This is a genomic window from Mucilaginibacter sp. (assembly GCF_965277465.1).
Taxonomy (GTDB): Bacteria; Bacteroidota; Bacteroidia; order Sphingobacteriales; family Sphingobacteriaceae; genus Mucilaginibacter.
In genome coordinates, this window is sequence record NZ_CBDICW010000001.1 from 802,763 (window position 1) to 828,625 (window position 25,863).

Annotated in this window: 31 protein-coding genes; 21 read left to right on the top strand and 10 right to left on the bottom strand. The window is 41.6% G+C overall.

Annotated features, from left to right (window positions below; genetic code table 11):
- The first annotated feature begins 38 nt into the window (after nucleotides 1-38).
- Entirely contained in the window at nucleotides 39-425 is a 387-nt protein-coding gene (locus ACQY4U_RS03685; RefSeq protein ID WP_428328023.1) for a DUF6249 domain-containing protein, read from the top strand.
- Nucleotides 426-472: 47 nt separating this feature from the next.
- Here the strand turns inward: ACQY4U_RS03685 and ACQY4U_RS03690 are convergent, their stop codons facing one another.
- Nucleotides 473-982: a DinB family protein gene (locus ACQY4U_RS03690; RefSeq protein ID WP_428328024.1), complete on the bottom strand. Its 510-nt coding sequence runs from the start codon at nucleotides 980-982 to the stop codon at nucleotides 473-475.
- Nucleotides 957-2,174, bottom strand: a complete 1,218-nt coding sequence (locus tag ACQY4U_RS03695) for a sensor histidine kinase (RefSeq protein ID WP_428328025.1) — start codon at nucleotides 2,172-2,174, stop codon at nucleotides 957-959. Before ACQY4U_RS03695 ends, ACQY4U_RS03690 begins: the two co-directional genes overlap by 26 nt.
- A gap of 249 nt (nucleotides 2,175-2,423) precedes the next feature.
- Here ACQY4U_RS03695 and gltX point away from each other — a divergent pair, with 249 nt between their 5' ends.
- Together gltX and ACQY4U_RS03705 are read left to right on the top strand one after the other, a co-directional pair.
- The gene (gltX, locus tag ACQY4U_RS03700; protein ID WP_428328026.1) at nucleotides 2,424-3,944 is read left to right on the top strand and encodes a glutamate--tRNA ligase; all 1,521 of its coding nucleotides are present in this window, start codon (nucleotides 2,424-2,426) and stop codon (nucleotides 3,942-3,944) included.
- Nucleotides 3,945-4,062: 118 nt separating this feature from the next.
- The gene (locus ACQY4U_RS03705; protein WP_428328027.1) at nucleotides 4,063-4,890 is read left to right on the top strand and encodes an N-acetylmuramoyl-L-alanine amidase; all 828 of its coding nucleotides are present in this window, start codon (nucleotides 4,063-4,065) and stop codon (nucleotides 4,888-4,890) included.
- A 384-nt stretch (nucleotides 4,891-5,274) separates the two neighbouring features.
- Here ACQY4U_RS03705 and ACQY4U_RS03710 read toward each other — a convergent pair whose 3' ends face one another.
- Nucleotides 5,275-6,942, bottom strand: coding sequence for a glutamine--tRNA ligase/YqeY domain fusion protein (locus tag ACQY4U_RS03710; protein ID WP_428328028.1), 1,668 nt, complete (start codon nucleotides 6,940-6,942; stop codon nucleotides 5,275-5,277).
- Between the two features lie 186 nt (nucleotides 6,943-7,128).
- Between ACQY4U_RS03710 and ACQY4U_RS03715 the strand changes: the two genes are divergently transcribed.
- From ACQY4U_RS03715 to ACQY4U_RS03795, 17 genes are all read left to right on the top strand, one after another.
- Nucleotides 7,129-7,383 carry an AbrB/MazE/SpoVT family DNA-binding domain-containing protein gene (locus ACQY4U_RS03715; protein WP_428328029.1) on the top strand — a complete coding sequence of 85 codons (255 nt, stop codon included), beginning with the start codon at nucleotides 7,129-7,131 and terminating at the stop codon, nucleotides 7,381-7,383.
- Nucleotides 7,371-7,703 carry a type II toxin-antitoxin system PemK/MazF family toxin gene (locus tag ACQY4U_RS03720; protein ID WP_428328030.1) on the top strand — a complete coding sequence of 111 codons (333 nt, stop codon included), beginning with the start codon at nucleotides 7,371-7,373 and terminating at the stop codon, nucleotides 7,701-7,703. Before ACQY4U_RS03715 ends, ACQY4U_RS03720 begins: the two co-directional genes overlap by 13 nt.
- Nucleotides 7,704-7,706: 3 nt before the next feature.
- On the top strand, nucleotides 7,707-8,126 hold the full coding sequence (locus ACQY4U_RS03725) for a cobalamin B12-binding domain-containing protein (protein ID WP_428328031.1): 420 nt from the start codon (nucleotides 7,707-7,709) through the stop codon (nucleotides 8,124-8,126).
- A gap of 13 nt (nucleotides 8,127-8,139) precedes the next feature.
- Nucleotides 8,140-8,922, top strand: coding sequence for an enoyl-CoA hydratase/isomerase family protein (locus tag ACQY4U_RS03730; RefSeq protein WP_428328032.1), 783 nt, complete (start codon nucleotides 8,140-8,142; stop codon nucleotides 8,920-8,922).
- Nucleotides 8,923-9,090: 168 nt separating this feature from the next.
- Nucleotides 9,091-9,690, top strand: a complete 600-nt coding sequence (locus tag ACQY4U_RS03735; RefSeq protein ID WP_428328033.1) for an outer membrane beta-barrel protein — start codon at nucleotides 9,091-9,093, stop codon at nucleotides 9,688-9,690.
- Nucleotides 9,691-9,863: 173 nt separating this feature from the next.
- A complete protein-coding gene (locus ACQY4U_RS03740) occupies nucleotides 9,864-11,285 on the top strand; it encodes a sigma-54-dependent transcriptional regulator (RefSeq protein WP_428328034.1) in 1,422 nt (473 codons plus the stop codon).
- Nucleotides 11,286-11,287: 2 nt separating this feature from the next.
- Nucleotides 11,288-11,512 (top strand): hypothetical protein, encoded by a 225-nt coding sequence (locus tag ACQY4U_RS03745; RefSeq protein ID WP_428328035.1) that lies wholly within the window; start codon nucleotides 11,288-11,290, stop codon nucleotides 11,510-11,512.
- A gap of 132 nt (nucleotides 11,513-11,644) precedes the next feature.
- On the top strand, nucleotides 11,645-12,688 hold the full coding sequence (locus ACQY4U_RS03750) for an AI-2E family transporter (RefSeq protein ID WP_428328036.1): 1,044 nt from the start codon (nucleotides 11,645-11,647) through the stop codon (nucleotides 12,686-12,688).
- Nucleotides 12,689-12,836: 148 nt separating this feature from the next.
- Entirely contained in the window at nucleotides 12,837-13,103 is a 267-nt protein-coding gene (locus tag ACQY4U_RS03755) for a YtxH domain-containing protein (protein WP_428328037.1), read from the top strand.
- Between the two features lie 82 nt (nucleotides 13,104-13,185).
- Complete coding sequence (locus ACQY4U_RS03760) at nucleotides 13,186-13,527, top strand: phage holin family protein (RefSeq protein WP_428328038.1); 342 nt, start codon at nucleotides 13,186-13,188, stop codon at nucleotides 13,525-13,527.
- Between the two features lie 5 nt (nucleotides 13,528-13,532).
- Nucleotides 13,533-13,967, top strand: a complete 435-nt coding sequence (locus tag ACQY4U_RS03765; protein WP_428328039.1) for a hypothetical protein — start codon at nucleotides 13,533-13,535, stop codon at nucleotides 13,965-13,967.
- Nucleotides 13,968-14,079: 112 nt separating this feature from the next.
- A complete protein-coding gene (locus ACQY4U_RS03770) occupies nucleotides 14,080-14,514 on the top strand; it encodes a cytochrome B (protein WP_428328040.1) in 435 nt (144 codons plus the stop codon).
- A 222-nt stretch (nucleotides 14,515-14,736) separates the two neighbouring features.
- Complete coding sequence (locus ACQY4U_RS03775) at nucleotides 14,737-16,146, top strand: anthranilate synthase component I family protein (protein ID WP_428328041.1); 1,410 nt, start codon at nucleotides 14,737-14,739, stop codon at nucleotides 16,144-16,146.
- Nucleotide 16,147: 1 nt separating this feature from the next.
- The gene (locus ACQY4U_RS03780; RefSeq protein WP_428328042.1) at nucleotides 16,148-16,750 is read left to right on the top strand and encodes an anthranilate synthase component II; all 603 of its coding nucleotides are present in this window, start codon (nucleotides 16,148-16,150) and stop codon (nucleotides 16,748-16,750) included.
- Nucleotides 16,751-16,830: 80 nt separating this feature from the next.
- Nucleotides 16,831-17,613 carry an indole-3-glycerol phosphate synthase TrpC gene (trpC, locus tag ACQY4U_RS03785; protein WP_428328043.1) on the top strand — a complete coding sequence of 261 codons (783 nt, stop codon included), beginning with the start codon at nucleotides 16,831-16,833 and terminating at the stop codon, nucleotides 17,611-17,613.
- 113 nt (nucleotides 17,614-17,726) lie between these two features.
- On the top strand, nucleotides 17,727-19,010 hold the full coding sequence (locus ACQY4U_RS03790; protein WP_428328044.1) for a M28 family peptidase: 1,284 nt from the start codon (nucleotides 17,727-17,729) through the stop codon (nucleotides 19,008-19,010).
- Complete coding sequence (locus ACQY4U_RS03795; RefSeq protein WP_428328045.1) at nucleotides 18,953-19,939, top strand: transferrin receptor-like dimerization domain-containing protein; 987 nt, start codon at nucleotides 18,953-18,955, stop codon at nucleotides 19,937-19,939. The genes ACQY4U_RS03790 and ACQY4U_RS03795 overlap by 58 nt, the downstream gene beginning before the upstream one ends.
- A 227-nt stretch (nucleotides 19,940-20,166) precedes the next feature.
- On the opposite strand, the gene rplS is transcribed toward ACQY4U_RS03795, so the two are convergent.
- The 7 genes from rplS to ACQY4U_RS03830 form a co-directional block, all read right to left on the bottom strand.
- Nucleotides 20,167-20,514 carry a 50S ribosomal protein L19 gene (gene rplS / locus ACQY4U_RS03800; RefSeq protein WP_428328046.1) on the bottom strand — a complete coding sequence of 116 codons (348 nt, stop codon included), beginning with the start codon at nucleotides 20,512-20,514 and terminating at the stop codon, nucleotides 20,167-20,169.
- 162 nt (nucleotides 20,515-20,676) lie between these two features.
- Nucleotides 20,677-21,354: a tRNA (guanosine(37)-N1)-methyltransferase TrmD gene (gene trmD, locus ACQY4U_RS03805; protein WP_428328047.1), complete on the bottom strand. Its 678-nt coding sequence runs from the start codon at nucleotides 21,352-21,354 to the stop codon at nucleotides 20,677-20,679.
- A gap of 112 nt (nucleotides 21,355-21,466) precedes the next feature.
- Nucleotides 21,467-21,856, bottom strand: coding sequence for a VOC family protein (locus tag ACQY4U_RS03810; RefSeq protein WP_428328048.1), 390 nt, complete (start codon nucleotides 21,854-21,856; stop codon nucleotides 21,467-21,469).
- 32 nt (nucleotides 21,857-21,888) lie between these two features.
- Entirely contained in the window at nucleotides 21,889-22,089 is a 201-nt protein-coding gene (locus ACQY4U_RS03815; protein ID WP_428328049.1) for a helix-turn-helix transcriptional regulator, read from the bottom strand.
- 5 nt (nucleotides 22,090-22,094) lie between these two features.
- The gene (locus ACQY4U_RS03820; protein ID WP_428328050.1) at nucleotides 22,095-22,529 is read right to left on the bottom strand and encodes a hypothetical protein; all 435 of its coding nucleotides are present in this window, start codon (nucleotides 22,527-22,529) and stop codon (nucleotides 22,095-22,097) included.
- A 71-nt stretch (nucleotides 22,530-22,600) separates the two neighbouring features.
- Nucleotides 22,601-23,125, bottom strand: coding sequence for a ribosome maturation factor RimM (gene rimM, locus ACQY4U_RS03825; RefSeq protein ID WP_428328051.1), 525 nt, complete (start codon nucleotides 23,123-23,125; stop codon nucleotides 22,601-22,603).
- 76 nt (nucleotides 23,126-23,201) lie between these two features.
- Nucleotides 23,202-23,732, bottom strand: coding sequence for a 30S ribosomal protein S16 (locus tag ACQY4U_RS03830; protein WP_428328052.1), 531 nt, complete (start codon nucleotides 23,730-23,732; stop codon nucleotides 23,202-23,204).
- Nucleotides 23,733-24,135: 403 nt separating this feature from the next.
- Between ACQY4U_RS03830 and ACQY4U_RS03835 the strand changes: the two genes are divergently transcribed.
- Nucleotides 24,136-25,863, top strand: a complete 1,728-nt coding sequence (locus ACQY4U_RS03835) for a PAS domain S-box protein (protein WP_428328053.1) — start codon at nucleotides 24,136-24,138, stop codon at nucleotides 25,861-25,863.

The following is a 25,863-nucleotide window of genomic DNA, read 5'->3' on the forward strand; positions in this document are numbered from 1 at the left end:
AAAAACAAAAACAGTATTAACCTAAAAAATTAAATATCATGGAAGATCACACTAAAGAACTCGGAGTAATGGTAGCCATTTTGGTACCGCTGGCTCTATTCGCAATGATTTTTGGAATTGTTTACCTGGGTAAACGCGAAAGAATGGCAATGATTGAACGCGGAATGGACCCACGCAGGTACAAGCCACAATCAGCACCTTTCCAAAACCTTAAATGGGGATTGTTATTAATTGGTGCAGGCCTGGGATTGTTTTTTGCCTACCTGTTAGACCGTACCGTGTTTGTTAAAACACAGGATGATAACGAAGCCATTTACTTTGCTTTAATAGCCATATTCGGTGGTATAGGGTTATTCTTATCATACCTGATAGAAAAGAAAGAGAACGACAAACTGGGCGCTGATAAAGCCGACAAGCTTGAATAATTGAGGGTGATTAAACAGCAGAAACAAGTATAAGCTCCTTGATATTGCTAAAAATAACGCTCCTTTAATATGTTGATATGATGCGCCTCGTGTCCGGCTATCATATATGCATAAGCTCTTACAGAAAACGGATTGCCGCTGGCGATCCCTTTCTGCGTTGATTGCGGTTCAGTTAACGATTTAAAAAGATAAATACTTGCCTGGCGGATGGTTTTAAATTCATCGGCAAGATCCTCAATCGACCGCTCGTTAAAAGTAGTATGCTCCATATAAACATCCTGATCAAAACCTGGTAAGGTTATCGACTCGCGCGAGAATACCAGAGCGCGGTAAGCAAATATTCTTTCTGTATCGGCCATGTGGCCCAGCACCTGTTTAATGGTCCACTTACCTTCAGCATAGGCATAAGCAGCCTTATCAGGCGTTAGGCCGGTGAACAGGTTATAGGAGCTTTCCTTTTGATCTTCAAATATCTGCAATATAGGGCCGTCGCCTACCAGGTCAACATAGCGGGCAGCAAAGTCAGAATACTCACTTGGTTGTGGTCTGCTTATCATATTTGGTGTTTTTTAATACAATTCTGAAGGTTGTTCCTTTACCTAATTCTGAGTCGCGCACAAAAATCTGCCCATTGTGGTAATTCTCTATCATTCGTTTAGTTAATGACAAGCCCAACCCCCAGCCGCGTTTGCGCGTGGTATATCCGGGTTGAAACACGGTATCAAATTTTGAGCGGGGAATGCCTTTACCGGTATCAGTAACATCAATAAAAACCTGTTTTTTTAACTTGTTTCCGGAAATCTCAACATTTATTGATCCTTTGCCTTCAATCGCATTTACGGCATTCTTCAACAGGTTTTCCAGCACCCAATCAAACAGCGGCACGTTTAAACCGGCAACCAGGTGCGGGTTACCTTTTAAGTCAAAGCTGATATTTTTGCTTACGCGCACCTTAAAGTAATCAACAAAATCTTTTACTACCTCATAAACCTTTTGTTCTTCCAGTTTCGGTGTCGAACCAATTTTTGAGAAACGATCGGCAACTATTTCAAGCCGTTTTATGTCGTTCTCCATTTCGGCAATCAACGGATCCTCTTCGGCATTAAACTTTTCTTTCATCAATTCTGTCCATGCCATTAATGATGATATGGGCGTACCCAACTGGTGGGCAGTTTCCTTGGCAAGCCCCACCCAAACCTGGTTCTGTTCTGATTTACGGCTCGAGCTGAAGGCGGTGTAGGCCAGCAATAAAAATATGGCAATAACAGAAAGCTGTATATAAGGGAAAAACTTTAACTGCGTAAGCAGGTCCGAATCTTTATAGTAGATAAGCCATTGTTTTCCTAAAACTTCCAGCTTTATTGGCTCGTGCTGCTTTTTCATGTAGGCCAGCTCTCTTTGAAAATAAGCCAGATCGTAAGTGAGCTTTTTATTCCCTTCGGCTTCTAACTTAAGAAATGTTTTGGTTGAATCTAAGTTACGCCTATACTGAAAGTCGCCCTTTTCGTCGGTAACAATAGCCGGAACTACAGAACTGTCGCGAACAGCAAAAACATAATTTAAAAAGTCGTTATCATCTGATGATAGAACCTGTTTCATGCTCATGGCCCAGATCTGTGCGCGGGTACGTTCAGATTTGGCAATATTTCTGACCAGGTAATTGGTATATAATAAGGAGCCGCTGGCTATAACCACCGCAAAGGTGAGCAACGAGTATTTCCAGCGTTTTTTTTGTTGGTATGGATTCATTTTTAAAGAAGTCCGAAAGTCAGTAAAATCAAAACGCCCGGAAGATTAAGACGTTCGAAATACGGTTTTCTTATATTTTGCCCAAATTACATATTTAAAGGTAAATGTGAGCGCCTAATTTATAAACCCGCTGTGCCGCTGACTGTAAATGAGGCAGCGGGTCAGTGCTTCGTCAAACAAAGCTAACTTTCGGTGTTTACGGCCAAACTCACTTTCGGACTAAAAACTAAAAACTATCTTTGCCATACTATGTATGATAAAAAAGTTAGAGTCCGGTTTGCGCCAAGCCCTACAGGTGGTTTACACCTTGGCGGTGTGCGTACAGTATTGTTTAATTACCTGTTTGCCAAAAAGCATAACGGCGACTTTGTTTTACGTATTGAGGATACCGACCAGAACCGTTATGTAGATGGTGCTGAAGAATATATTTTAGATTGCCTTAAATGGTGCGGCTTAATACCCGACGAAAGCCCGGTGGTTGGCGGCCCTTATGCCCCGTACCGCCAAAGCGAACGCAAAGCCCTTTACCGTGAATATGCCGAAAGGCTTGTTCAGCAGGGCCATGCTTATTATGCCTTTGATACCACCGAGGAATTGGAGCAGAACCGCAAAGAGATCCCTAATTTTCAATATGGGCAGGTATACCGCGATGGCTTGCGCAATTCAATTTCATTAAGCGCACACGAGGTTGAGCAATTGCTTGATGCGCATACCCCGCATGTTATCCGCATAAAAATGCCAGCCGACGAGCGCGTGAGCTTTAACGATCTGATACGCGGCCATGTGAGTTTTGAAACCAACCAGGTTGATGATAAGGTTTTATTAAAGGCAGATGGAATGCCAACCTATCATTTAGCCGTAGTTGTGGATGATTATTTGATGAAGATAACCCACGCTTTCCGTGGGGAAGAGTGGCTGCCATCGGCACCCGTGCATTTATTGTTATGGGAGTACTTGGGCTGGAAAGCTGATATGCCGCAATGGGCGCATTTGCCACTAATATTAAAGCCTGATGGCCACGGCAAGCTAAGCAAGCGCGATGGCGCACGCCTTGGTTTTCCGGTTTATGCCATGAATTGGTTTGATGCCAAAACCGGCGAATTAACGCCCGGTTTCCGCGAGCTGGGTTTTTTACCCGAAGCCTTTATAAACCTGCTGGCTACCCTTGGCTGGAACGATGGCAGCGACCAGGAAATATTTTCATTAGATGAATTAGTGAGCAAATTTTCATTAGATCGCGTAAGCAAGGCCGGTGCTAAATTTGATTTTGAAAAAGCCAAATGGTTCAATGCCGAGTGGATAAAGAGAACTGATGCACAAACTTTACTGCCGAAAGTTAAAATAGTTTTGGAAGAAAAGGGTGTAACTGTTGCCAACGATGCATACCTGTTAAAGGTTATTGATACTATAAAAGACCGCTGTGTATTGTTAACAGACTTTTATCAGCAATCGGCATACTTTTTTGAGCAGCCTAAGGAATACGATATAAATGCGGTTAAGCCGAAATGGACGGATGCTAAAACAGATTTCTTCAATGCCTTTATCGGCACAATAAATACGACTGAAGCTTTTGAGCCTGCCAGTCTTGAAGCTGCCTTTAAAGCCCTTGCCGAACAAAAAGCGATAAAAGCAGGTGAGCTGATGCTACCTTTCCGGATAATGTTAGTTGGTGGTAAGTTTGGCCCGCATGTGTTTGATATTGCGGTTCAGCTTGGCAAAGCCGAAACCATAAGCCGTATTGAAAAAGCATTAGCCGCTTTTAACGGCTAAAAATTATAAATGAATAGTGACGTTTTTGGTTGATTGTAAAAAGTTAAAAGCGTCACTATTTTATTACCATACCATCGCTAAATAAATACATTGCGTAAATTAGCTACATTGTTAGCCTATGAAAAATTATCGCTTGTGTTTATTACTGGTCTTTATTGCCATTTTAGCGGCCTGCTCTCCTAAAGGGCCGTATGCTGTTACCAATAAGTATTATAAAGACAAAACAAAAAGATTTACAGAAACGCTACAGCAGCAATTACCTGCCGCGCTCACCGATAGCACGGGTACGTTAATCCCGTCAGACTGGGTGGGCACCGTTAACTTTGGTATCCGCAAGCCAAACTATGTGATCATCCATTTTACCGGGCAGGATTCTGTTAAGCAAACCCTTAAAACCTTTACCATTACCAGCACACAGGTAAGCGCACATTATGTAATTGCTAAAAACGGCAAGGTTTTTCATATGGTGAATGATTATTTGCGGGCTAACCATGCAGGTGTAGGTAAATGGGGTAGTGTTACCGATATGAACAGCTGCTCGATAGGCATTGAGATTGATAACAACAGCACGGAGCCGTTTACCGATGCGCAGATCAATAGCCTGTTGGTTTTGCTGACGCAATTAAAAAAGAACTATAACATACCGCAGGCAAATTTTATTGGTCACCAGGATTTTGCACCTAAACGCAAACCCGATCCGGGTCCGCTGTTTCCTTGGCAAAAATTAGCACAGCATGGTTTCGGTTACTGGAGCGATGATATATTGGAACTTGCCCCGGCAGATTTTAATTATACAATCGCCCTTAAACTTATTGGCTATGATACATCAGACATTAAAGCAGCTATAGTTGCCTTTAAGCGCCATTTTGTACAAACAGATATAAGCCCGCAGCTAACCCAGCTCGATCTTAATATATTGTATAATGTTTATCAGAAATATTATTAAGAATGCTCATAGCTGAGCCTCACCTAAATCCTCTCCAAAGGAAAGGACTTGAAAAGCAAATTCAATAAACCTCTATAACATGCACATGCACATCAAAAGCGGCAAAGGCCTGTCAGAAAAGTGGGCCTGGGAGTATGGCCTGCAGGGTGGAAGCTTTTTTCTGACTTGATTTTTCGGTTACTTTTTCATCTAAGGAAAAAGTGACTAGCCCCCGCGTCTATGAGCGGGACGGTGATGTCAGTTACTGCAAAGTATATTCAATAGAACCCCTACCTACTCCTTCCCCAGGGAAGGAATCGCACAGGCCGAAGCTTTTAAGAATTATACTAAAATAAAAAAGCAGGTCATGGACTATGACCTGCTTTTCTTTAATAATGTTTTTATTTAACGCCCCGGTGTTGATTTCCAGCCATCCTTAAGCGTAACCGTGCGGTTAAACACCAGCCTATCACTTGCAGAATGTTTATCAAGGGTGAAATATCCCTTGCGGATAAACTGGTAACCCTTTCCCGGTATTGCCTGGGCAAGATCAGCTTCGATATATGCCTTCGGGATGATCTGCAGGCTGTCTGGATTTAAATATTCTTTAAAATCGCCGTCCTCATTAGCCGGATTCTCTACCTTAAACAGGCGGTCGTACATTCGTACTTCGGCAGTTTCAGCATGCGGCACACTCACCCAGTGGATGGTTCCCTTTACGCTTAAACCACTGGTATCATTACCTGATTTTGATTCGGGCAGGTGGGTACAATGTATTTCGGTAACGTTGCCTTCGGCGTCTTTTACAAAGCTTTGGCAGGTTACTATGTATGCACTCTTTAACCTAACAGAAAGCCCTACACCTAAACGGAAAAACTTTTTAGGTGGTACTTCCATAAAGTCTTCACGCTCAATCCACAGCTCACGGCTGAAAGGAATGTCCCTGCCGCCTTCGCCGCCTTCAACCTCCGGATTGTTTTCGCTGAACATGGTTTCAGTTTGGCCTTCAGGGTAGCTGGTGATCACCATTTTAATAGGATCAAGCACCACCATACGGCGCCATGATGTTTTGTTCAGATCCTCGCGGATACAAAATTCAAGCAGGCTAACATCAATCATATTCTCGCGCTTGGCAACGCCAATGCGCTCGCAAAAATCACGGATAGATGCTGGTGTGTAGCCCCTACGGCGTAAACCGCTGATGGTAGGCATCCGAGGATCATCCCATCCCTCTACGTGTCCTTCTTCAACCAATTGCAGCAGCTTGCGCTTGCTCATTACGGTGTAGTTAAGGTTTAAACGCGCAAACTCATATTGTTTGGACGGGAAAATATCTAACTGGTCAATAAACCAATCGTACAGCGGGCGGTGCGGAATAAACTCGAGCGTACAGATTGAATGGGTAATCTCCTCAATAGCGTCTGACTGGCCGTGGGCAAAATCATACATCGGGTAAATACACCATTTATCGCCGGTGCGGTGGTGATGGGTGTGCTTAATGCGGTACATTAAAGGATCGCGCAGGTGCATGTTTGCTGCTGCCAAATCAAGCTTGGCGCGTAATACTTTTGCACCATCAGGGTATTTACCGGCTTTCATATCGGCAAATAGTTCCAGGTTTTCTTCAATGCTGCGGCTGCGGTATTGGTTAGGTGTACCGGGTTCGGTTGGCGTACCTTTTTGAGCAGCTATTTCTTCGGCGCTGCTGTCATCAACATAAGCCAGTCCTTTTTGTATCAGGATAACTGCTAAATCATAAAGCTTATCAAAATAATCAGAAGCATACAGTTCGTTGGCCCATTCAAAGCCCAGCCATTTAACATCGGCTTTTATGCTGTCAACGTATTCAGTTTCTTCTTTACTCGGATTGGTATCATCAAAACGGAGATTGGTTTTGCCGCCATATTTTAAAGCCAATCCAAAATTTAAGCAGATGGATTTTGCGTGGCCTATGTGCAGGTAGCCATTAGGCTCGGGCGGGAAACGGGTAAGCACCCGGCTGCCGTTTTTGCCGCTGGCTAAATCTTCTTCAACTATCTCTTCTATAAAATTTAATGATTTTTCTTCGCTCATGGTGTGATTAACAGTCGGCAAAAATAGGCATAAGTGTGAACAACTTTACACAAAATTTCACACCTGTAAGTACATATTACCTTTAGAAATGTGAAATGGGTCACACATTTTCACACAATTACACATCATTCACACAATTAGCACAAAAATTAGCGGATGTAATTACATTGTGCTAACTTTGGTAATATGGAAACAAAACTCATTAAAATCGGTAATTCTTTTGGTATCCGGATTCCTAAATCACTTATTCAGCAATACGAGTTATCCAATAATATCGAGATCGACCCTACAGCTGATGGTATTCTCATCAAATCAAAAAAGAAAGCGAGAACAGGATGGAAAGAGCAGTTAACAACTGCAATAAATGAAGGGCACAAGCCAGATACTGAGTTATTGGAAGGTTTTAATGATGAAATAAGCGATAAGGAATGGCAATGGTAATTAAACGCTTTGAAGTTTGGCTGGTTGACTTAAACCCGGTTGTAGGAAGCGAAATTAGTAAAACGCGGCCATACCTTGTAATATCTCCTAATGAAGTTAACGGATTATTGGCAACGGTTACCGTAACCGCCATGACATCGGCAATAAAGCCATATCCTCATCGTATAAATTGTATCTTTCAAAATAAAACAGGGCAAATTGCTTTGGATCATATCCGTTCTGTTTCAAAACAAAGATTAGTAAAAAAGCTTGGTGTAATGGACGAAAAAACTTGCAAACAAGTATGCGAAACGTTAATAGAGTTTTTTAGCTTCGAATAAATTATGAGCAATACCTTTAACCGCCCTATCCGTGTTTTAGTTGCTAAGGTTGGGCTTGACGGGCACGACCGTGGCGCACGCATTATTGCCACCTCGCTGCGTGATGCAGGGATGGAAGTGATTTATACCGGCCTGCGTCAAACACCAGAAATGGTGGTGAATACCGCCTTGCAGGAGGATGTGGATGCCATTGGCATCTCCATACTTTCAGGTGCACACATGACCGTTTTTCCGAAGATCATGAATTTGATTAAGCAAAAAGAAATGGACGATGTGCTGGTTACAGGTGGCGGCATTATTCCGCAGGATGACATGGACGAGCTTAAAACTATTGGCGTTGGCGAGCTTTTTCCGCCGGGAACCAGCACGCAGGATATTGTTAAATATATAACCGATTGGGTGCACCAGCACCGGAATTTTTAAACCAAGACCGATCATGTTATTCCAGAATTTACTGATAGAAAATAAAGGGCGCATACAGTATATTATCATTAACCGCGAAAGCAAGCTGAATGCATTGAACAAAGCCACCCTTGCCGAATTGCATACCGCTTTTTATGATGCTTTCCATAACCCCGGCATTGGCGGTATAATAATAACCGGGGCAGGGCCGAAAGCTTTTGTTGCCGGGGCTGATATTTCGGAATTTGCAGGCCTTGATGCCGATGGTGGCAGGCAGCTGGCAAGAAACGGGCAAATCACCGTTTTTGATTTGATAGCTAACGGAAATAAACCCGTAATTGCCGCTGTAAATGGTTTTGCATTGGGCGGCGGCTTGGAGCTGGCTATGGCCTGCCATATCCGTGTAGCATCGGCTAATGCAAAAATGGGCTTACCCGAAGTTACTTTAGGCCTGATGCCCGGCTATGGCGGTACCCAGCGTTTAACGCAATTAATAGGTAAGGGCAAGGCCCTTGAAATGATTATGACTGCCGACATGATAACCGCTGCCGAGGCGCAACAATATGGCCTGGTAAACCATGTAACCAGTCCGGAAGAACTGCTTAACAAGGCCGAAGAGATATTAAATAAGATTCTTTTACGCGCGCCATTGGCCATAGCATCGGCCATAACGGCGGTTAATGCTGCTGCAAAAGATGGCGTTAATGGTTTTGAAGTAGAAATAAATGAGTTTGCCAACTGCTTTGGAACGGCCGATTTTAAAGAAGGTGTAGCTGCCTTTTTAGAAAAACGAAAACCTGACTTTAAAGGCTTTTAACCTGATTATTACACAGGGCTGACTATTTATCCTTATTGGTCAAAAATTAATTTACTGTTAATCAATCGATTGAACAATCGTGACAATAGGATGAAAAATAATTTTTTTTTGTGATGTTACTTTGCTTCGTGTTAACAAAAACACAACGAAATAATAACACATATAGTCATGAAAAGTACATTAAAAATCTCAGCATTAGTTGCAGCATTTGCAGGTTTAGCCTTTGGTGCACAAGCACAAACAAGTACCCCAACAACAACTTCTACTACAACTTCATCAAACGGCATAGTTTGGAGCATAGGCGTTGATGGTGGCCTTCCTACCGGAAAATTATCAAACAATTACAACTGGAACCTTGGTGGTTCGGTACAGGCTGATATTCCTGTTGCACAAAATTTATTTGTTACTGTTAACGCAGGTTATAACAATGTTTTTGGCAAAAAGAATATCGACGGAACAGGTATTGATGCAACAAACATCCAGTTATTACCGGTAAAAGCAGGTTTAAAATACTTTATCGTTCCTCACTTTTACGTAAAGGGCGAAGCTGGTGTAGCATTTTTATTAAACAAATCTGATTTAGGCGATGATAAATCAGCAGCATTTGTATACGCACCACAAATAGGTTACCAGTTTGCTTTAGGCGGTAAAAACTACATTGATGCAGGTGTTAGGTACGAAGCATCAACCAAATTTAACAGCGGAATTTACGAAGACAAAGTAAACTTTGTTGGTTTGCGTGTTGCTTACGCGTTTTCTACTAAATAAGTAATTTCTACCTATGGTTAAATAAAAAAAGGAGGCTTATGGCCTCCTTTTTTTTGTTTTCAGAACTTTTTAGTGCTCAAAAACGTATCATGGTATTAAATTTATAAATTAGCGGACCGGTATGTTTAATTAACATGCAATAAATCCCCTAAAAAATTATAGTAGTATCTGGTATGAAGAAAATACTCATCATTGATGATGAAGTTAATGTTGCGCTATTACTTTCAAAGTTTTTAGCGCGTAATGGGTTTGATGTTACCACAGCATCAACCGGTACCATTGGTATGGAATACCTTAAGAACGGGAATTATAACCTTGTATTATGTGATTTCAGGCTGGAGGATACCGATGGCCGCGAAATGCTTAAAAACATTAAAACACAATATCCGCAAACCGGAGTAATTATAATTACCGGCTACTCTGATATTAAAATGGCAGTTGAGCTGATTAAGATGGGCGCTTATGATTACATTACCAAACCCCTATATCCGGATGAAATATTAACTACCATAACCAAGGCTATTGAAACACATTATGCTTTGGTTGAGGACAGGCCCGAAACTACTAATACCAACACCAATACAAGCGACAGATCATCAAAAGAAAGTAAAAGACAGGCGCTTGCCAATGAGTTTGTTTTAGGTACCAGCAAGGTATCAAAGGATTTAATGAGGCAGATAGAGCTTGTTGCCCCTACCAATTACAGCGTAATTATTTTAGGTGAGAGCGGTACCGGTAAAGAATCGGTTGCTAAAAGTATCCATATAAACAGCCCGAGACATAACCAGCCATTTATAGCAATGGATTGCGGATCGCTTACCAAAGAATTAGCGGCCAGCGAATTTTTTGGCCACGAAAAGGGATCATTTACCGGTGCGCTTTATACCAAAATTGGGCACTTTGAAATGGCCAATGGCGGTACTTTGTTTTTAGATGAGGTAGGTAACCTATCCTACGAGATCCAGGCTGCCCTGCTTAGAACCGTGCAGGAAAGAAAAGTAAAAAGAATTGGCAGTACAAAAGAGATAAGCCTTGATGTACGTATAATTATAGCAACCAACGAGAACCTGGTAGATGGTATTCAGCGGGGAAAGTTCAGGGAAGACCTTTACCATCGGTTTAATGAGTTTAGCATATATATACCGCCCCTGCGCGAACGCGGAGGAGATATTATGCTGCTCGCCCATCACTTTTTAAAAATAGCCAATCATGAACTTGGGCGTAATGTTACCAACTTTTCGCCAGAGGTGATTGACAGTTTTATGAATTACCGCTGGCAGGGAAACATCCGCGAGATGAAAAATGTTGTAAGGCGGGCCACATTGCTTACCGAAGGCAATGAGATAACGATGAAAGCTTTACCGCTCGAGATATCGAACTTTAAAGTACCCACTTATGATTACGCACCGATTGCTGAGTTGCAGGAAATAAAGGAGAACAGGCATGACCTTAAAAATGCCGCCCTTGAAGCCGAATACGAAACCATATTAAAAGTTTTACGCGAAGTTAACTTCAATAAAACCCGCGCTGCAGAAATATTGAACATTGACCGTAAAACTTTGTATAATAAAATGAAGGCCATTAATATCAAGTAAAAATGAAAGCACCCGCAAAAGAAAAAGCACAGCCTAAAAAAGGCATTAATAACGAAGCCTTGCGGGCCTTAAAACATGATGTAAAAAATCAGCTTTCAAATATTTACCTTGCCGTTGAGCAGCTGCGATACGAGATCCCCGATCCATCTGCCGACTGCGTTTTTTACCTGGATTCTATCTCCCTCAGTTCGGCTAAAATCGACAGTCTTTTAAAGGAAAATGAATAAAACTGGTTAGCAATTAATCAGTCATTATAAAGCCCTTCCCGTATAATAATCCGGTCAATTCAGCAGTTAATATTCTTATTTGCAGAAAACTTTTTGCCCTTTTTCAGGTTAATAATTATAATTTAAGCCTTAATGTCAATCTTTAATTATAAGCAGCGCAATAACATCATACTTGCAGGTATTATAATCCTGGGGTGCTTCCTGTTATATGCATTAAGCGGCTTATTCAGCTCTATTCTTGGCGCCATTGTATTGTTCACTATTTTTAGGCCATTTTACCTGCTCATGGTTGAAAAAAAGGGGTGGAGCAAATCGCTCGCGGCCTTAATTATAATTTTAATATCACTTATCGTAATCGTTATCCCTATGATGTCATTAAGCATTATGGTGGTTAATAAAATTTCGGGACTAAACCGCGATACTTTTAATATCCAGGAGTGGGTATCAAAGATAGACGATTACGCGGGCTATAATTTTAACCAGCCCCACATTGCCGAAAATACCATGCAAAAGTTGGGGTCGTATGCAACAGATCTGTTCCCTTCAATTTTGGGTAGTGCGGCCAATATTCTTATCACTTTGCTGGTAATGTACTTTTTGCTATACTTTATGTTTACGCAGATAAGGGAGTTTGAAACTGCACTGTTAAAATATGCCCCCTTCCGCGAGCAGCATGCCATAAAGTTTGCTGTAGCGCTGCGTAACTCAACCTACTCCAATGTATTGGGGCAGGGGTTAATAGCAATGACACAGGGAACATTGTTAGCTATGGGTTTTTATGCATTTGGTATACCCGATGCTATATTTTGGGGGGTGATAGGTGCCTTTATATCTTTTTTACCGGTAGTAGGTGCGCCAACGCTTACCATACCTGCCAGTATTATTTTGTTTGCAACCGGGCATAATGTAAAGGGCATTTTATTGCTTGCTTACGGCTTACTGTTTATAGGTAATGTTGACAATGTATTGAGGATGATCATTAACCGCAGGGTAGCTAATACACATCCCATCATATCAATTATAGGTGTTTTTATAGGTATACCTTTATTTGGGATCCTTGGATTGGTGTTCGGGCCGCTATTATTATCCTACTTTTTGTTATTATTGGAGATATATGAAACTAACCGGATGGCGGCCGATCGCCTGGAGCGGATAAGAACCAGCCCCGAAACCTGATTTGACAGATAAATATTTGTAAATGGGATTAACTGGCGCGATCTTTGAAAAACAAAACGCAATTGAAGGACAAAAAGTCCGTTAGTAACAATTGGCAAGATATTTAATCATAATTAAAACAATTAACCAACTTAAAAATTTATAGTATATGAACGATAACTCAAAAGTATTTGTCGCATTGCTTGTAGGGCTGGCGGCAGGAGCAGCTTTAGGCGTATTATTTGCACCAGACAAAGGCAACGAAACTCGTGATAAATTAGCCGACTCATTAAAAAATCTGGGTGATTCAATAAAAGAAACCGCCGCAGCTGAAATTGACAATCTTTTAAATTTAAAAGATAAAGTAGTAGATAACATTAAATCAAAGATTAATAGTGCTGAAGAAGAATACCAGGACGACCTGGAGCACGCATAACATAAGTTAACGGTTGTTGGTACGGAGTTATATTGAATTTCTGTATAACTCCATACTAACCACTAAAACTAAACCAAATTATATGGAAGCCAAAAAAGATACGCCACCACCAATTATTGATCAGCTTAAGGAATATGCTGAAACACGTATAAAGCTTGCAAAATACCAGGCTATTGAAGGCGGCTCGTCTATTGCAGCCGGTATTATTGCCGATATTGCTGTTATTGTAAGCATGGTATTAGCTTTCATATTTGCCAGTTTTACACTTGCCTTTTATTTAGCACAGGTATTAAACTCTTATTGGATGGGCTTTGGATGCGTAGCCTTAATTTACCTGATAATTGCATTTGCTGTTAAATATAACAGGCATGCGCTTGAGAAGCCAATAGTTAATGCATTTATCCATAAAATTTTTAAAAACTAAGTATAATGGATATTTCTATTAAAAACGTAGATGACTTAAGAGGTGAAATTTTACGCCTTAAAGGTATAGAGCAGGAGCAGAGTATAGCCCTTGGCGAACGCTTTAAAAACTTGAGTGCAGTGTTTTCAACTTTTTATTCTTTGTTTCCAAAATCCGGTAATAAAGGTGGCGAGGCCAGTAAAGGTTTTTTTGAGCAGGATATTTTTGGTTTAGTATCGCGCATAGTTTTACCGTTTACTTTAAATAAAACGCTTTTCAGGCATTCAAATTTCCTGATAAAGACATTGGTAAGTGTTGCTTCGCAAAGGGCCTCCCGGTTCATCAGCGAAGATACAGTAATTGGCTTGTGGGATAAAGCTAAAACCCTTTTCGCAAAAAAGGAAAAAGCGCATATTAATCCCGAACATAAGTCTATCCCGCCATTGAGCGAAACTGCCTGATTGGCATTCGGCAAGCCTTAAGTCATTTTTTTTATTTTGCTGTTAGGCATATGCAATTGCGCTTTTAATAAAAAATATTCATTGTATATTCGGATAAAATTTATCCTTCATTATGTATTTCTTTATTAAAGAGCTTCACTCGGGTTTCAGGTATATTGTTTTTATACTTTTATTAGTTGCCATTATTCAATCATTAATAGGTTGGTTTGGTAAAAAACCCTACACCGAAACCAGCCGTAAGCTTAACCTTTTTGCCCTGATATCGGCACATACGCAATTACTGATCGGTATCGTATTATACTTTGTAAGCCCGCTGGTTCAGTTTAACAGCGGTACCATGAAAAACGAAACCACTCGCTATTTTACCGTTGAACATTGGGTGATGATGGTAATAGCAATCGCATTAATTACCGTAGGGTACAGTAAATCAAAAAAGAAAACCCTGGCCGAGGCGAAGTACAAAACCACTGCAATATTCTATATTATAGCTCTTTTGGTAATTGTGGGCGCAATAGTGGCCGGTCATTTGCCTGTTTTAGGCTCATAATGATAAAAAAGTGCAGAAAAAATTTGCTAATTCAATTTTCTTTATAAATTTGTGACCGCAATGATCAAAATCAATCATAATAACAGCTGGTGGCACCAATTAAGTTTGGCAGCCGGTGATGTTTTTGATCTGAACGATTAATCAATTGTAAACCTAAATAGGAAACCCGGCGAACCTCATTCGCTGGGTTTTTTTGTTTTTGAGGAATTTTTAAAATAGAATATGAAGAAGTATAAAATTATAACCACCCATAAAAAAATGCTTGCCGATACCACTACCCCGGTAAGCATCTATTTACGCCTGCGCGATGTGTTCCCCAATTCGCTGCTGTTAGAAAGTTCTGACTATCATAGCCGTGAAAATAGCCTGAGCTATGTTTGCTGCGAACCTATCAGCGGGTTTGTTTTAAACAACGGCGAATTGAAGATCACCTATCCGGATGGTACCGAAGAAAACAATGCAGCCGGTGAGTTTGACCTGATCACTAAAATTAATGAATACATTGGTGATTTTGAAACCAATGTTAATCCGTCTAAAATAATATCCAACGGTTTGTTCGGCTATTTTACACACGAGGCAGTTGAGCATTTTGAAACCATTCAACTAAAAAAGACTGATGATACCAGCCGGAAGATCCCGGTGATGCAATACCATATTTACCGGTATATAATCGCAATTGATCACTTTAAAAATGAGCTGTATATTTTTCATAACCAACCCGATGGCGAAGCCGAAAATAACGGCCTCGAAAAAGTAGCCGACCTGATAAGGAACAAAAACTTCCCGGAGTACGGCTTTGAAAGCAAGGACGCCGAACAATCAAACCTAACCAACGAGGAGTTTATAGCCGTTGTTGAAAAAATGAAACAGCACATTTACCGCGGCGATGTTTTCCAGATCGTGCCTTCAAGAGGATTCTCTAAAAAGTTTTTGGGCGATGAGTTTAATGTATACCGTTCTTTACGTTCTATAAACCCTTCACCATACCTGTTCTATTTTGATTACGGCGATTTCAGGATCTTCGGCTCATCGCCGGAGGCGCAGATCACAGTGAAAGCCGGGGTTGCAAGTATATTTCCTATTGCCGGCACATTTAAACGCAGCGGCGATGATGAAAAGGATGCCGAGATAGCACGTGCCCTGGAGAATGACCCAAAAGAGTCGGCCGAGCACGTGATGTTAGTTGACCTGGCACGTAATGACCTGAGCCGCCACTGTGGCGGGGTTGAGGTGAAAGCATTTAAGGAAGTACAATACTATTCACACCTAATCCACTTAGTGTCGCACGTGAGCGGAAAACTGCTGCCAGGCGTGTCGTCATTTAAAGTAGTGGCTGATACTTACCCGGCTGGTACCTTAAGCGGCGCACCAAAATACCGCGCAATGGAGATCATTGACGAAAACGAAAAAACAAAACGCAGCTTTTACAGCGGCGCAATTGGTTTCCTGGGTTTTAACGGCGATTTTAACCATGCCATTATGATCCGGTCGTTTTTAAGCAAAAACAATACGCTGCATTACCAGGCCGGTGCCGGGATTGTAGCAGGATCAATAGCCGAAAGCGAATTAAAAGAAGTTGACAACAAAATAGCTGCATTAAGAAAAGCTATTGAAATGGCGGAGGAACTATAAAATGGAAAAGAATAAAAATATACTGATCATAGATAACTATGATTCCTTTACCTACAACCTGGTGCATTTGGTGAATGAAATAGGTATGCAATGTGATGTATGGAGAAACGATAAGTTTAGCATTGAAGATGTTGATGCTTATGATCGGATCATCCTTTCGCCGGGGCCAGGCATTCCGAGCGAGGCGGGTTTACTATTGCAGGCAATTGAAAAGTACGCTGCAACAAAAAGCATATTTGGCGTATGCCTTGGCCAGCAGGCCATTGCCGAAGTTTTTGGCGGGCAGTTGTATAATCTTAGCCAGCCAATGCATGGTATAGCCACACCTATAAAAGTGACGGATGCAAACGAGAAGCTATTTACCGGCCTGCCCCAAAGTTTTAAAGTAGGGCGCTACCACTCCTGGGTAGTTGATGGCAATTCCCTGCCCGATATATTAACAGTAACCGCTATTGATGAGGCCGACAATTCTGTAATGGCATTAAGGCATAAGGAATATGATGTGCGCGGGGTACAGTTTCACCCGGAATCAATATTAACCGAGTTTGGAAAAGAAATGATGCAGAACTGGTTAGCACCTGTTTTAAACAAGGTTGTGGCTTAAATAAAAGTTTTTAATAAGGATTGCGTATTGGTTTGCCCAAAAAGAAATGACCAATGACCCAATGACCAATGACTTTAACAATGAACATACTCGATAAAATAGTTATCAATAAAAAACGCGAGGTACAGGCAGCAAAAAAGCGTACTTCATATACCAAGCTGGAAGAATCAGACTTGTTTCAGCGCGATTGTTATTCTTTTAAACAGTTTTTGCTCGATCCGCTGCGCACCGGCATAATTGCCGAGTTTAAGCGCAAGTCGCCCTCAAAAGGGATCATTAATGATAAGGTAAGTGTAAAGGCAGTTACCAATGGCTATGCCGAAGCTGGGGCCTCGGCGCTGTCAGTATTAACCGATCGTGATTTTTTTATGGGTAAAAAAGCCGATTTGTTAGCAGCAAGGCAGGCCAATACCATACCGGTTTTGCGTAAGGATTTTATGATTGACGAATACCAGGTAATTGAAGCCAAATCATTAGGGGCCGATATTATTTTGCTGATCGCGGCTATCCTTACCCCTGATGAGATCCAGACGTTGGCATCGCTGGCAAAAAGCCTTGATTTAAATGTTTTGCTTGAAGTGCATAACCTGGAGGAACTGGAGCGAAGCATCAATCCAAATTTAGATGCCATCGGCGTAAATAACCGTAACCTGGCTGATTTTACGGTATCTGTAGAAACATCATACCGCTTAGCGGAACATATTCCTGCTGAATTTTTAAAGATCTCTGAGAGTGCCATCAGCAATCCTGAAACCATTAAGCAACTAAAACTTGCCGGTTTCAATGGGTTTTTAATTGGAGAAAATTTTATGAAACAAGCAGACCCCGGGCAGGCCATGCTCGATTTTGTTAAGGAGCTATAATCAGCTATTGCGGGCTATTCACGGTTATGCGAATACTGTTGTTATGCCCGCAATTGCCATTTGTCAATCTATCGCAAATTCGCTAATTTCACGGGATACCATCATCCCCGGAAATGAAAAAAACACTTACTCTTGGTTTTATAGCAATAGCCGCCATAGCGCAGGCACAGCAAAAAAGCATTACAGGTTTTAATGATGCATCGGCAGCAAAAGAAATAAAAGCCGAGCAGGCTTTTGATGCCTCCTTAAGCGCGCCTTACATTGGCGAAACCATTAAAGAGCTTTCCGCTTTCCCGCATAATCTTGGCTCACCGGGGAGCAAAGCCGTTGCCGAAAAAATATTACAGAAATATAAAAGCTACGGCCTTGATGCGCATATAGAAACCTATACCGTGCTTTTCCCCACACCCAAAACACGCTTGCTGGAGCTTACCGGCCCAACCCAATATACCGCACTGCTTAAAGAACCTGCACTGGCACAGGATGCAACATCGGGCCAGGCCAATCAACTGCCTACCTATAATGCCTGGAGCGGGGATGGTGATGTAACCGGGCAGTTGGTTTTTGTAAATTATGGTTTGCCTGATGATTACGAAACCCTGGCTAAATTAGGTATTGATGTGAAGGGGAAAATTGTAATAGCCAAATACGGCCGCTCATGGCGGGGTATTAAACCCAAAGTAGCTTATGAGCACGGGGCTATTGGCTGTATCATTTACTCCGATCCTAAGGATGATGGCTACTCCGCTGGCGAAGTGTATCCTAAAGGCGCATACAAGAGCGAATACGGTGTTCAGCGGGGTTCGGTAATGGATATGGTAATTTATCCCGGCGATCCGCTTACGCCAGGCGTGGGGGCCACAAAGGACGCTAAGCGCCTGGATAGAAAAGATGCCGTAACGATATTGAAGATCCCTGTACTGCCAATAAGCTATCACGATGCACAGCCGCTTTTGGCTGCTTTAGATGGTACTGTTGCCCCGCGCGACTGGCAGGGCGGCTTACCCCTTACTTACCATGTTGGCCCGGGTAAGGCAATGGTGCATTTAAAAATGGAATTTAACTGGGACATGGTTCCCGCTTATGATATTATTGCCAAAATAAAAGGTTCACAATACCCCGAAGAATGGGTGATGCGCGGTAACCACCATGATGCCTGGGTAAATGGTGCCAGCGACCCGATAAGCGGTCAATCGGCTATGCTGGATGAAGCCAAAGCCTTGGGCGATTTGCTTAAAACGGGGTGGAAGCCCAAGCGTTCCATTGTTTATTGCTCATGGGATGGCGAGGAACCTGGTTTGTTAGGATCGACAGAATATGCAGAGGGGCATGATAAGAATTGCAGGAAAAGGCGGTTGTTTATATTAACTCGGACGATAGCGGCCGTGGGTTTTTAGGCGCAGGCGGCTCGCAGGCATTAGAAACGTTTGTTGATGAGATAGCGCAGAATGTGATTGACCCGCAGGCTAACGTTAGCGTGTTTGACAGGGCTAAAGCACATGAATTGGTTGACGCCTCATCTGCCAAAGCAAAAAAAGAAATTTTAGAAAGAAAAGGCAGCCGTTTGGAAGCTTTAGGTTCAGGATCTGATTTTTCTTCCTTTTTACAACATTTGGGTATCCCAACTTTAAATGTGGGCTATGGCGGTGAAGATGGCGGGGGCGAGTACCACTCTATTTATGATTCGTATGATGATTACGTAAGGTTTAAAGATCCGGGTTTTAAATATGGTGTAACCCTTGCCCAAACCACAGGGCATGCTGTTTTGCGGATGGCCGATGCCGACCTGCTTCCGTTTGATTTTCGCAGCCTTTATAAAACCCTCGATAAATACGCCAAAGAGGTTAGCGAGTTAGCTGAAAAGATGCGCGAGAATACCGAGATGGATAACCAGCTGATAAAATCAAATGATTATGCCATAGCTGCCGACCCAACCAAGCACGAACAATTACCGGTTGCAAAAGCAGAAGTACCCAAACTTGATTTTTCTGCCTTAAAAACAGCTTTGGATTCGTTAAAGAAAAGTGCAGATAAATTGGCTTTGAGCTGGACGGCGGCATCAGCCACCGATGCGGATAAGGATAAGCTGAACAAGTTACTCTTCCATGCGGAACAGCAATTGCTATCGGCCGAAGGTTTACCACGCAGGCCCTGGTACAGGCACACTATTTATGCACCGGGCTTTTATACAGGCTATGGGGTAAAAACACTGCCCGGTATAAGGGAAGCCATTGAACAGCGCAACTTTACCGAGGCACAACAGCAAATAGGCGTAGTAGCAGGTAGTATTATGCAACTGGCAACTTACCTGGCTAAACCTTTATAAGTAATACCAAACCATTATCGCTATAGCAAAGCAATCTCACACTAATCCTAATAAGGTGCAGCATGGGGTTGTTTTGTTTTCGTGATGCCGATGTTTTTGGCAAATAGAGGAATTATAAAACAGCAATTTAAATCGCTATCTATAAGTTCACGAAAAAAAGCCTCTCCGGAAAACCGGAAAGGCTTAATATCTTTGCAATTGCCCTGAAGATAGCAGGGTAACTGTAATTAAACTCTTTTTGACTTGATACGAGCTGCTTTACCAGTTAGTGCGCGTAAGTAATATAACTTAGCACGACGTACTTTACCAAAGCTGTTCACTTCAATTTTATCAATGTTTGGAGAGTTGACAGGGAAAATACGCTCAACACCAATTCCATTTGATACTTTACGAACGGTAAATGTTTCAGTGTTACCAGTACTGTTACGTTGTATAACAACACCTTGGTAAACCTGTATACGTTCTTTATTTCCTTCCCTGATCTTATAATGTACACTTACAGTATCACCAGCCTTAAAGGTCGGAAGTTGTCTTACTACTACTGATTGTTCTTCAACAAATTTTACTAAATCCATGATTTTTAGCTCTTAAAGCCGATTTTTAGCCCGTAAAAATCGGATTGCAATTATAGGGATTTTTTTTAATATATAAAAGCCCAATTTAAAAATTTCCACATTTAACTTTTTACCAACATAATGCACAAAATGCCATATCAATCAATACGGGTTGCAGTATGGCTATTCGCCCAGCAGATCGGGCCTGCGCAATCGGGTGCGCTCTACAGCCTGCTCAAAGCGCCATTTCTCAACTTCGGGGGTATTGCCGCTCAATAGTATATCGGGCACCTTGTGGCCGTTCCAGTCGGCAGGGCGGGTATATACAGGGGCATCCAGCAGTCCATCCTGAAAAGAATCTGAAAGAGCGGAGGTTTCATCCGATAAAACGCCCGGTATCAGCCTTACAATAGCATCTACCAAAACAGCCGCAGGCAGTTCGCCGCCTGATAATACATAATCGCCAATGGAAATCTCGCGGGTAACAAAAAGATCCCTGATGCGCTGATCTATGCCTTTATAGTGGCCGCAAAGTATAATGATGTTTTTTTTGCCGGAGAGCTGGTTGGCTATCGGCTGGTTAAGCGTTTCGCCATCGGGCGACATAAATATCACTTCATCATATTCACGCTCAGCTTTCAGTTTTTCAATGCAGGCTGCAAAAGGCTGTATGGTCATCACCATACCGCTGCCGCCGCCGTAAGGATAATCATCAACACTTTTTTGTTTCCCGGTGGAGTATTCGCGCAGGTTATGGACGTGTATTTCGGTTATTCCTTTTCTTTGTGCCCGCTGTAAAATGGAATGAGCAAAAGGGCTTTCTAATAAACCGGGTAATACAGTGATAATGTCAAAACGCATGGCGCAAAGATAGCTACTTTTTTAAGTTAAGCTAAAGAGCAAACTACCAGGCAAGGGTATATCAAAAATATTCAACCTTTAACCCTTAACCTTTCGCCTTTAACCTACTCAACTATATTTTTTTCTGTATCACCCAATGGTGCCCAAACGGGTCCTGTAGTTCGCCCTGGCGGTAGCCGTAGTCATAATCCTGCACCGGCGAGAGGATGACAGCGCCTGCTGCTACAGCCTGGTTAAAAACAGCGTGTACATCATCCACAAAAAGGCCTAAGGTTACCGTGGTTCCGTTATGTTTATCAGGGCTAAACAGATGCGGGTTTGGCATTTGTTCGTGTACGTGAAAAATGGTGCCATTTATTGAAAGCTCTGCCACATGCAAAGCGCCATCATCATTGCTGAAACGCATTACCTCGGTAGCATTAAATGCTTTGGCGTAAAATGTAAGGTCGCTAACCCCGTTCCTGATAGATAGCAGGGGTGCGAATGTTACTTTTGTTTCCATTTTGTATGGGTTTTATGGTAAATCAAATTTTACTAATCGCCATCCTCCAGCATAAATATATATTCAAGCGGTTTGCCAAATACCCGGGCAATTTTAAGGGCCAGCACGGTTGAAGGTACATATTTATTGCTTTCGATAGTGTTTATGGTTTGCCTTGATACGCCAACCCGCCCGGCAAGATCAGCCTGGGTTATATTTTTTATGGCGCGCTCTACGCGGATATTGTTTTTCATGATAGCTATTTCTCCAACTTTAATGAGCGGTTCAGGCGAAAGATAACCCACCTGAAACGGACTATAAAAAACACCAGCGGTACCCATAGGTTTACGTGTACTATATCCCAAAAATCACTGGTACGCGTAAATGCCAAAGTAATTACAAGGATAAGGTAATTAAGGTAAACAGCCCACTGTAATGAATCTAAACGTAACTGGGAGATCTGCTCGTCTTCAATTTTCTCTTTAGCAAATGCTACCAGTATTAAACCGATCAGCATCAGCAAAGTGGTTGTCATAAAAAACAAATGGTGGCTGTTAAAAAGCTCAGGGCCTTCGGGCGATCCGGGCGGATCAAAGTCCAGCCCTTTTCTGATCAGCATAACAGGGATGTGCGCCACTATGCAGGCATAACCTAAAAAGCGGCACCAATACGGGAATAAAAAGCGTGCTTTCATAATTTGTAAAGTTTAATTTACCAAATGTAAAATAAACTTTACAAATGTAAAGCAAGCTTTACAAAATATTTTTAATCCAAATAAATATCAAGCAGGCCTTCGGGCAGGTCAACCCTTAAAATTTCTTTAACCACATCTATACCCTTAATTATTTCCTCGTTAAGGGGGAATAACACTTCGCAGTTTTTAAAGGTAACGGTAGCTATTAGTTGCTGCGGATATTCGTGTATATCGGTAATTATACCTAATTCGCCTTCGTTATCGTCAATGGCGGTAAAGCCTTTCAGATCCATCAGGGTAAATTCGGCTTTTTTCTTTTTGGGCTTTAGCTTATTGGGCAGGTAGATGTTCTTTTTAAGCAGCATTGATGCCTTTTCAATGGTATCAACATCTTCTAAAACAAGGTAGGCAGCATTTTTTTGCAGGTATTTGATGGAGTCGACAAAATAAGGTACCAGCTTGCCGGCGGTTTCAACAAATATAGATTTAAACTTTATATCCTCAATACCATCAAAATCGGTATAAATATGCAGTTCGCCTTTAAGGCCTTTGGTTTTTAATATACTCCCTACCCGGAAACATTCTTCTGTCGTCATGATGCGATGGCTTTAAATAACAATGGCGAAGAACCTTTTGGTTGCTTCGCCATTGTATAAGTTTTTTGAATATAAATTATTCAGCGCTTTCAGCTTCAGTTTCAGCAGATGCTTCTTCGTCAGCAGGGGCTTCAACTTCTTCAACCGCTGGGGTGTTCTTAGCAACAATTGCAGCAGCTTTTGCTTCTTTCTTTTTAGCTTCAGCAGCTAAAGCAGCTTTGCGTGCTTCGTCTTTTGCTGAGGTTAAGCTGGTTTTTTTGCCAGTGATCTTACCATCTTTATGGTCTAACCATTCCTGGAATTTACCTTCAACTTGTTCTTCTGTCAAAGCGCCTTTTTTAAGACCGCCTTGTAAGTGTTTTTTGTATAAAACGCCTTTGTATGACAGGATAGCACGACAAGTATCAGTTGGCTGTGCACCGCTGTTAACCCAATCAAGAGTTTTGTCGAAATTAATGTCGATAGTAGCCGGGTTAGTGTTTGGGTTGTATGAACCTAAACGCTCAATAAAACGTCCGTCTCTTGGAGCGCGTGCGTCTGCCACTACGATGTAGTAAAAAGGTTTTCCTTTTTTACCATGTCTTTGCAATCTGATTTTAGTTGCCATTTTTTTATTTTATGTATTCAACATTGTCCCCGGAGTCCTTTCTGCGGGGATGCAAAGGTAATTAAATTATTTTTATAATAAAATGGTTTTTTTAATTAATCGGGATTGATTAATGGCTGTGCATTAGTTGATTGTGTTTTAATAATACCCCAAACACTGTGTTTTCAAAGCCATATTGTTCTTGTACTTATTGTTTGTGATACTTTTTTTAACCCAGACGGGCTTATGCGTTTCTTTTTTTGCAGATTAAAATGGAAAAATGCTTTAAAAAATCAGCAGATATGAGTACTATCGCATAATATTGAATATTTGTTAGCAGGCCTACCCTGCGTACAAAACAAAGCAGTATATTAAAATTTAATAATTATCTTTATGATCATAGCCAAAGCGGTTAATTTTTATCATGCTTGAACTGCCCCCTACAGCTTTGAATGATCTTGCTTTAGCCCTTGATCTGAATGAGCAAAAATTCCTGTTCGTTAGCCCCGCTATTGCAACCGTATTAGGTTATAACGCGGTTGATCTTTATAAAAACCCCAACCTGCTTCAGGAAATTATTGCTGTTTGCGACAAGGAGCGGATTGCTGAAATTAACAGTAAGCTTTATGATGGTGAAACCGTAGAATTAAAATACCAGATTATTACGGCAAGCGGCGAAAAAAAGCGGGTGTGCGAAAAAAAGGATCTGTTTACCGACCCACAATCCGGGCATAAAATTATGCTCAGCGTTATTAGTGAGGTTTTGCCCGGCAGTAAAGATACGGAAGTGCATATCAGTAAACAGTTCCTTAACTCTTTGATTGATTCTCAAACCAATTTCCTGATCCGGATTGATATTAACGGGCTTTTTACTTTTGCCAACAAGCAGTTTTTAAAATCATTTGGTTATAGCAATGATGATATTATAGGGAAGCACTTTTCAACCACGGTTTTGGCCGAGGAGCTGTCAATGTGTAAAAAAGCATTTTATAACTGCATTAGTAACCCCGGTAAGGTTACACACCTGGTACATAAAAAAATAGATAAGGCAGGCGGCCTGAGCGACACCGAATGGGAGTTTATAGCCATTGTAAACGAGAATGGCTTGGTTAACGAGATACAAGGCATTGGCCATGATATAACCCTTAAAATAAATATTGAAAAGGAAATAAAGCGGACATCTGAAAAGATGGATACTTTTATTGAGAGCATCACCGACTCGTTTTTTATTGTTAACAACGATTGGCAGTTTGTGAAAGTAAACGCGGCCTTTGAAAAAGTTTGGGATAAAAAACGCGGAGACATTTTGGGCCATGTATTATGGGACATCTTCCCGCGGATTAAAGGTACCGAATTTGAGGAGGCCTACCGTAAAGCCGCAGCTGAAAATATAAGAATCCAGTTTGCCGAGTATTTTGAGCCATTTGATAAATGGTTTAATACAACCGTTTACCCATCATCCGAAGGGTTAACGGTTTTTATAAAAGATATTTCGGAAGAGATGAGGGTACAGGAGGAATTATCCTGGACAAAAAACAGCCTGGAAGGCTTAATTAACAATACTGAAGATCAGATCTGGTCGATAGATAAAGAAACGCGGTATGTTTATATGAACAATGCCTACCGTAATCAAATTACGCATTTATCAGGCTTTGAGCCATTGGAGGGAGCCTATTCAAACCAGCATTCGGGCTATAGTGCCGAAATAATTGAAACCTGGGACAGGTATTATAAACGTGCTTTTGAAGGAGAGATCTATACGGTTATAAATGAAAGCATTGATCCGGTAACCGGGGAAGTGTTGTGTTTTGAAATAAGCTTTAACCCTATTTTTAATACAAAAGGCGAAATTACAGGTATTGGCTGCTTTGCCCGCGATATAACCCAAAGGCTGAAAACAGAAAAGGCAATTATAGATCAGAACGATCGCTTGCGGCATATTGCATCCTTAACCTCGCACGAACTGCGGCGCCCGGTGGCAAGTTTGCTTGGCCTTATCAACATAATGGATAGGAGTAACTTTTTTAATCCGGATAACAAAGAGATCATGGAGCACTTGCTAACCGTAGGCAATGAAATTGATGAAGTGATTCGGCAGGTGGTTGATAAAACCTTTACTGATGATCTTTCCAATAAATATCAAATTCCATAA